Raw genomic sequence first — 8,327 nt, 5'->3', positions numbered from 1 at the left:
GCTCTCCTGGCCTATGGACTTGTGGATAAGCCATTCTGAGAGTAAGGTGAATGAACTAACAAACCGGGAATAGCTCTTATTTTTCCTGAATTTTGTTCCAGATCCCCGGACCTAGCTAATTATTCTGAAAAAGTGTAGGGATGAGACGATTGCCGTTTGATTAGGTGTTCCGAGGAGACAGACCACCTCCCTGTGGTAGTGCATCATCCTTGATGCGCGCAAATAATCCTTATAAGACATCCGCTGTCTTCCTCGTACTGTCCCAATCATAGCGAACCCTTTAAAAGATAAATACTCTAATTCGCCTATTGTCGTGTAAGAAATGTCTTGTTTTGAGGGGCGTGAATCACAAAAGAGTAAGTAATTTTTTCTTTTTAGCAGACAGTAAAATACAAAGCCTATCATAATGAGTCAAAGTAAATGAGCCTGTATTAGATGAGTTCATGGAGGCTCCCTTAATCAACTCACCTTTTAAAAGCCTCAATTTTTTTTGAGACGAGCGAATGAGTAAGGTACAATTCATTAACTGCCTTAACGCAATATTCTTGCGCAGCTCTTCACCCGCTCTTATAAAATAGCGGCTAATTTTTTCAGCGATTAGCTGTTCTAAACTAAGTTCTTCTAGGTCTTGGGTTTTCTTTTTAGTAAGCCACCACTGTTCGAAATTACCTCTACCGTGGTGCTGTTCAAATTGCCCTAGCAATTTGTAGCCTACATAAAAAAATACTCGCCAATTCGTTTCATTTAATAAACCGACATCGAGTTGGTGTGATTTGCAAAAAAGAGTCCAAGCGCGTTCAATAATGTCAGAGTGGATTTCTTCTTCATAAGGTAATTTACTTCGGTTTTGAATGGCCTTAATTAATTCCATTAAATGATTGAGGGAGTCAGCTGGTTTAAAAGGTCCCTTAAAAAAAACAGCATCTTGATGTTCTGAATAGTGGCTAAACTCTTTATTATAAAAAATAATCCTTCGGTTATTCTCTTTTAGTAAAAGGTTATAAGGCGGATCCCATTTTTTAATATCATCCGATTCTAGAAGAGCCGCTTCTAATGGAGTTTCACATTCAAAAGTATGTATATTCCAAACTTGTGTCAGCATTTCGAGTTTTCTCCGATCGCGATTTTTCACGCCTCTAAAATAGGAGTTAACTCGTGCCTTCAGTGAGGTCGCTTTTCCTACATAGAGAATTGCGCCTTCTTTATCCAGCATATGATAGACGCCCGGTGTTTCTGGAAGCTCTAAACGCGTAAGGCGCTCGATATTGTACTGGTAATGAGGAGGGGCGGTAGGGGAGATTTTAGAGTTTAGCCAAGTACTTAAGGCTGAATAAGTGGTGATATTTTCTTGCATGAGCAAGGGGATGAGCTGCTGCCACACATGATAAGTCATTTTCACATGAGAGCTGACCTCATTTTTCCTTGTATTAGCTAATTGATAAAACCCTGCTAAGGCTTTTAAGTTATGGCTCGGTAAGTTAGGCAAGAGGCGTTTGGCTATTTTTTGAGAGCAGAGTAATTGAAAATTTAATTCATCACTTTGGATGTGCTCAAAGTAAAAAGATTTTAAAAAGCTTTGTTCGAATTGAGCATAATGAGCAAGAACAATAGGACTGTCCTCCAAATTGTTTAATAGGGACTGCAATTCGTCATAAACTTCTTTAGGCTCTTTGCTTTGTGCTAAGTCATCTTCACTAAGGTGCAGCATTTTTTTTATTTTATTGGGTAGTTCCACCTCAGGTGGAAGTTTTATGGTTCTTTTCTCAATAGAAATTAAATCTAAATCCTGAGGGTTATATAAAGCCCAACCGATTTGCAAAATCCGTCCTGTGTTGGGATGCATTCCCGTGGTTTGACAATCAAGGATTACAATCGTTCTTTCTAGTAGATTATCTGTGTTCATACTGCGTTCACTCTGGAAGAGAAAAAGACTTTAAACGGCTTTTTGCTTCCTGTCAAAAAACTTTGGTACTTATTTCCTGTTGTTCCCAAAACTGTTTAATATCCTTTAAAATAGCATTGGATATAAGTTCTTTTGGATGGGTTTTAAACCAATCTTTGGGCATACATTGGTTATATTGAGGATCCAAAAAGCGGTTATCCAAAAGGACAATAAGCCCTCTATCGGTTTCGGTGCGAATTACGCGCCCTGCCGCTTGGATGGCTTTGGCCATAGCGGGGTAGATATAGGCGTACTCTTTGCCTGCATTGTAGCGTTTCTGGTAATAGCCCTTCATCTGCTCGCGCTCCCAGTCATAATTGGGTAGAGGGGGGCCAATGATAAAAGCACCGATGGCCATCTCGCCCACATAATCTATTCCTTCTGAGAATAGACCTCCTTGAACTGCAAAAAATAAATGATGTTTATCCACTTTTTTAAGTTGCTTTAACAGACTATCGATCTGCGCTGAGGTCATTATTCGCTCTTGACGTAACAAAGTAAAATCGCTTTGAGGCATTAATTTAAAAACCTGCTCTAAAAACTCAAAACTTGGAAAGAAGACAAAATAATTTCCTTTTTTTAAATGACTAATCCGATTAATGACTTCCACAATTTTTAAATAATTTGCTGTCCGGTCTTTGTATTTAGTGGAGACTTGCGGAATCACTAATAATTTTCGATTGGCTGATGAGAAAGGTGATAAGAATTCCTCCGTATGGAGGCTATTGGTGTTTAAACCTATTAATTGACTGTAATAGGAAAAGGGCTTTAAGGTGGCGGAAAAACCGATCACTTGTTGGAATTGAGGATAATGTTCTTTTAAAAAAGACGAGGCATCAAAACAAGCAATTTTTAGTTGGTTCAGTTTAGGATGGAAGAATATAAAAAACTCCTCTTGTTCTTGATTAATACATTCTAAGGCTGTGGTGAATTCATACCAATAATTTACTAATCTTAAAATCGGGTCATTGGTTTCAATGTTTAAATCGGATTCTAAATATTCGGTCAACAATTGATTTAAACGCTCCTCTTGTTCTTTAAAAATTTTTTCTGAGAGTTTAACCGGATGGGGAGTGAGTACTCCTGGCAAAGCGCATTGGTGAATGAGGCTTATACATTGACTGACTCGCTCTATTAGTTTGTCTTTAAAACGGTGCGGGTAGCGTTCAAGATTGCTAAGATAGGATTCAAAAAAACTGACCTGTAGGATAGGAGAGAAATAATCCATGCCCCGTGCCGGTAAGTTGTGTACCTCATCAATCACTAAATTAGGTTTTTCATGTTCTCCTAGGGGAATTTTGGTCACCCGTGAAGGACTTGGGGTGGATGAGAAGACATAGTTATAATCGCCAATAACTACATCCGCTAAGGCAATACAATCCATTTGTAATTCATAGGGGCAGACTTGATACTCTCTAGCCATTTTTTTAAAAAAAGCTTCACCTAAATTTTTTTTCTTCTGCGCTTTTTGGATTAGCTGGTTATCAACCATCTTGCTGTAGTGATTTTCAGCAAACTCACAGTAGTGACTTGCACAAAGCGGTTCGTTTTTCATACAAATCTTTCTTTTTGCGGTTAAGACCAGTGTTTTACAGCCGGCTCCTTTAGCTTGGAGTAATTGCACACTGTTGAGCGCAATGTGATGCTGAGAGTTTTTAGGGGTAAGGTAAATGGTTTTTTGGCCTCTCTTTAATGATTCTTTTAAAGTGGGGTAAAGAATGCCTAAGGTTTTACCAAGGCCTGTAGGGGCTTGAATCAACATGGGCTTTTTGTGCGCCATATGATGTGAAACAACATCCATTAATTCTTTTTGTTGTGTACGAGGGGCATCATAGGGAAATAGGCACTGCTTATGAAGCGCTTGGCGTCGTTTTATGCGCTTTTGAGATTCTTCAATTTCTCGAACCAGTTCTTTTAAACGTCGAGTTAACCAAAGCTCAAAGGCTTGTATATCCAAATCAAAAGGCAGGGGATAAGTTTTTTTCTTATTCCTTAAGGAGATAACTAATAAATTAAGTTTAGGAATTTGCTTTGTTTTTAAATAGTGTAGGTAGCCATAGACTTGCAGTTGTAACCAATAAGGATGAGTAAAGCTGCTCTCTTTAAGAAGTTCAATTAATTTTAGAGGGTCAAAGGCGGTTTTAATCTCTTCAATACGAAGGGGATTTTCATAATAAACCCCATCCATACGCCCCGACAGCGTAAAACTATAGCCTTTAAATTTAAACGTGTGGCGAGTTTCTACTTCAGCTTGATAATCAGGATTTTGTTTAGTTTGTTGGAGTTGGAAATATTGATGCGTTTTAATCGCTAGTTGAGACGAGAGAGCAAAGCCTGAATAAGTATCAATGCTGCCTACTCGTGGGGAGGGCAATGCAAGCTCTGTCACGGATAGGGTGTAGTTAGTCATGCTAAAATCAATAGGTAAGCGCAGGCTATTAAGAATACCATAACTCGCGCATCTTGTTCAAAAGTTGCTGCGCGCTGTCTCTGGAGGAGTATCCCTGGCTTAATGAGCAGGTTTATCAGTAAGATGGGGTGGGACGGCTTTATCCCAAGTCATCATCAAGGCCAGGGGGCGGTATTCTATGGTGCAGAACGCCTAATTTTCTAACCGGTTGTGCGCATCAACTCCGAGGAGGGTTAGATCTTTGTTGTTTCTTCAAAAAGATTTAAAAAAAGTGGGCGTCAAGACTGTTTTTTTCTTTTTTATTTGGTTATTATCTTGCAGTTTTATTCTATCCATCCCAATTAGCCACTGTGGATAATTGTCAATAGTTACAACCCTCAAAATCCTACAAAAAATACGAACAGACGCAAAACCCCTTGTGTTTATTGATTTATTGTGATTTTTCCCTCGCAAACTTAAAGCCAAGATATCCACAATTTCTGTGGATAAGTCTGTGCATACACCGTGATTTTCGTTATTTATTGGCCTCCTAGGTGGAATGCTTAGAACTGTTCCAGTGTGTTTGCAAGAAAAATTAAGTTAATGCATGGCGCTCACGCCATCGCCTATTTGGAAGAGTAAAATGGTCTTGATTTATGAATGCTTGCAGTGTGGTGAGGGATAAGGGTAGGGCCAAGAATGAATTTAATTCAAAAAGATATTTAAAAGACGATATTCTTTTTTAAGTGAATTAATTAATTTGTGTGTGCATATATTGGTATTTTGACGCTGGTCTTGCTTACTTTGAATCTCATGACTGCGAATACGGTCAAATGTATGTTTATGCCTTTGTAGCTGCACAACTCGAGGGATTAAAGGGGCGTAAAGAGGCCTATGAACAAACCCATCCTGCTGGTGTTTTTGATGTAGAGGCCGAGGAAGCGCCCCGTTGTTTTTACTTGCTTCGTAATTTAATCCGCCGCGGTGTTAGACGCGATTACGCCGATGCAGAGCCGAATGTCGATGAGCTACGCTTTTTATTAACGATTCCGGCGGTAAAAAACTTAGCCCACCAAGAACTTAATGAAGGTGGCTCTAATGAACTACTGCGCCTTGCTTGTCACCTCGGCAATAGCGATGCGACAGTCTTACTTTTAAGCCTTCCTTTGGTACGCGCTTTAGCAGAACAAAATAACTATTATCGTAATGAAGCACGTGGCCAATTGGATTTAAGCAGGCTCGCGCGTGACCGTGAATCTTCGATATACGCCTTAACCCAAGGGGAACAAAAGCGCTTAGAGCAAGCAATCAAGCACTACAAGCCGCTAATTGAGGCGGCTGGCGCGGCTGAGATTATGAACGATTTAAGAAACTACTTAAGTGCCCATTACCAACAAAATCCCGCCAGTCTCGTAAGCGAAGAAGAAGTTCGACCCATTGAACTACCGCTTGACTTTAGTCAATTTAGGGCATTAGCGTTAAGTCCAAAGCAGCAAGAAGAAGCGCTAAAAGCATACTATAAAAACCCCTATCACAGTGCTTGGCGTTATCTGTCTAAACCCAATTACTGGATGCATCAACAGGCTTCTTACGTCTATGTGGATGGACAAGACCGAAGCCTAAAATGGTCTACTTTTGCAGAATACCAGTTCCTAATTGCCCTCTGCTGGCTGGCCGCAAAAGATGAAGCTATCCCACCTACCGATGGCCATACGCTAGAAGGGCGTATTGAGCATTTTATCCGTGAGTTGATGCTCAATGGTCGGGCACATAATTGGAATAAAACCCGTTTAAATAAGGGTGTTTGGGAAGAATACGATGATTTAGAGGGTGATAAGCCTTCGTGTTATTCCGGAGTCAAACGCCGCTTATTCCAATCAGTAATCGGCCACCCTTTACTAAAACTACTTACTGACGACGACATCAAGCAAGAAGTGCGTGATTTTGCCTTAAGTTTATTTAAAACCAAAATAGCAACCCTGAACAACAAAGAGGCTATGAATGAGGCTTATAAGGAGTACATCAGTACCCTAGACCCAGACAGTGCTAAGCCACTTGCCTGCCTTAATTTCAGCACTGAGGAGCAAGCCCAATGCCTAGCTCAATTAACTCAGAAATACGGGGATTCGTTTACCAGCTCATTTAAAGATACAGTCAACTCCTGGCTGGCCCTTGACCCTAATGCCCCGAATACCTCTGACCACTATCATGCCTTAAAGCTTGATGGCCTTACCAACCTCTCCTTTTACCTTGGGCAGACCCAAGGTAATCTGCATCGCTTTTTTGGTTCTCAAGTACAGGAGGTGGCGCCTGAGCAAGTGGATAATTATTGCAATAATAAATCCCGTATGGGTTAAGACCTTGAATATCAGGAAAGCCAGTTGGCCGTATTCTGAAGCTATTGCCATTAAAGATCATTGTCCGGTGAATAAAAAGAATCAATTTTTATTTTCCAGCAATGGGTTTTTTAGGCTCTATCCCTCATGGAGTCGGATTAAATCAGTGGAATGAATTGCCTCTTAAAAAAGCATTTCATCATTATGATGCGTATAAAATCGTTTGAGTTTTATAAGGAATAAATCCAATAAAGAGATTATCGATTTAAGTACCTTAGGATAAGGAGTTCCGAGAAAAAAGCCCACTTCTTTGTGGCATCGTCCGTGAGGGCTCAAAGATCCTTTCGACCTAGCGGCTGTCTTTCCTCGTACTGATTTAAGCTTAGCGAATAATTGTAAATTGGCCTACGCATCATGGCGTGAGCTTGTGTAAGTAATGTCTTGTTTTAATTATTCAGAATGTTAAAACGACGAAACCACCCTAAGGTGGCTTCGAAATAGACTCGGTTCAGGCACAAGGCCGATTTGTGTCTACATTTTTAATTATAGTACATCAGATGGTATTGTCAAATAATTGAGCAGTTGTAATGCGCTTCTCTTCTAATGAAATAGAGCGGTGGATTACCCCCTATTGTACTGCGGTTATATCTGAGATTATAAAGCATATTCTTCTTTATTTGGCGAAAGTATAGGCCATAAAGTTTTTGCAAAATTAACTAGGAAAAGTGAGTAATAATAAGAGAGCAGCCATGCCCGTCTAATTCGCTTTACTGGAGTTGCATGGCTCAAGGCTAATGATAAACTTGCAAGCAAATCCGCACATTTATTACACTTCTCATTACTGGGGTACAATGGATCAAGAAAGAAAAAGGAAATTCTTTTTAAGGCGGCTATGATGCTGGCTTATATAGAACCTGTATAGACGATTCTATTTAAAATAACTACCTAAATAACAGGTTATAAAAGAGCTCCATGAGCAAAGCACTATACCCCAAAGCCAATCTAAAAGTCCGATGTCCACCGGAAAATCCTTAAAAATAGCAAGACAGGTAAAATCATAGACCCCATAGATAACTGTACCAAGCGCAGCTCCGTAACATGCAGCCCAAAAAGGAGAGTTGTTTGCTAAAGGAATAATGAATACTATAACGCTAAATGCAAACAACAGATACACCATTAGTGTGGCCCACCAAAGTGGTTTTAATTGGCCGTCTACTAAGTTTAACCAGGGTTTGTAATGTTGAAAATAGAGGTTCTTAGCAATAAAGCCCAACCAAAGCATATCTGTTGCAATAAATACTACCAATGCAATAAAAAACAGTTTTACCGTGAGTCCATTCATTATATGTCCTTAGGGATTGTTTCTGTATGAAACTTTTCAAGTAACACCGATTTTATCTTAGGAGATGTAAATTTAAAACCTTGTTCATCCCTGTTTAGGAAGTGCTCGTTGATCTTTTAAGAAGCAAATATTCTCCCATTTAATCAAGCGAAGTGTTAATAAGGAAACTTGATGTTTTAAGAAAAATAGGTCACTAGAGTAATTAACTCATGTTACGCACATAAACTTGTAGTTTGACTAAAAAGCATTAGAATTCCGCCCTTAATTTTAGGGAGGGAATTAAATGGATATGCTTGATCTTTATAGTGATTATTTGAT

The 8,327-nt window shown here is 39.5% G+C and carries 4 protein-coding genes; 1 reads left to right on the top strand and 3 read right to left on the bottom strand.

From position 1 onward, the window contains the following. Positions 1–346 precede the first annotated feature (346 nt). Together ELY15_RS11300 and ELY15_RS11295 are read right to left on the bottom strand one after the other, a co-directional pair. Positions 347–1,903 (bottom strand): exonuclease domain-containing protein, encoded by a 1,557-nt coding sequence (locus ELY15_RS11300; RefSeq protein ID WP_127100069.1) that lies wholly within the window; start codon positions 1,901–1,903, stop codon positions 347–349. A 52-nt stretch (positions 1,904–1,955) separates the two neighbouring features. Further along, the gene (locus tag ELY15_RS11295) at positions 1,956–4,352 is read right to left on the bottom strand and encodes an ATP-dependent DNA helicase (protein WP_127100067.1); all 2,397 of its coding nucleotides are present in this window, start codon (positions 4,350–4,352) and stop codon (positions 1,956–1,958) included. Between the two features lie 743 nt (positions 4,353–5,095). Between ELY15_RS11295 and ELY15_RS11290 the strand changes: the two genes are divergently transcribed. After that, positions 5,096–6,688 (top strand): hypothetical protein, encoded by a 1,593-nt coding sequence (locus tag ELY15_RS11290; protein ID WP_148111241.1) that lies wholly within the window; start codon positions 5,096–5,098, stop codon positions 6,686–6,688. A gap of 907 nt (positions 6,689–7,595) precedes the next feature. Here the strand turns inward: ELY15_RS11290 and ELY15_RS11285 are convergent. Continuing rightward, the gene (locus tag ELY15_RS11285) at positions 7,596–8,009 is read right to left on the bottom strand and encodes a DUF2177 family protein (protein WP_127100063.1); all 414 of its coding nucleotides are present in this window, start codon (positions 8,007–8,009) and stop codon (positions 7,596–7,598) included. Positions 8,010–8,327: the final 318 nt, after the last annotated feature.

Source organism: Legionella sp. km772, assembly GCF_003989735.1.
In the GTDB taxonomy this organism is placed as follows: domain Bacteria; phylum Pseudomonadota; class Gammaproteobacteria; order Legionellales; family Legionellaceae; genus Legionella.
Note: the sequence above shows the minus strand (reverse complement) of the source record. Positions and strands in the feature narration are given on the sequence as shown.

Excerpts from the sequence above, each read along its gene's own strand:
- ELY15_RS11300 (WP_127100069.1), bottom strand. The coding sequence starts at position 1,903 with ATGAACACAGATAATCTACTAGAAAGAACGATTGTAATCCTTGATTGT.
- ELY15_RS11295 (WP_127100067.1), bottom strand. The coding sequence starts at position 4,352 with ATGACTAACTACACCCTATCCGTGACAGAGCTTGCATTGCCCTCCCCA.
- ELY15_RS11285 (WP_127100063.1), bottom strand. The coding sequence starts at position 8,009 with ATGAATGGACTCACGGTAAAACTGTTTTTTATTGCATTGGTAGTATTT.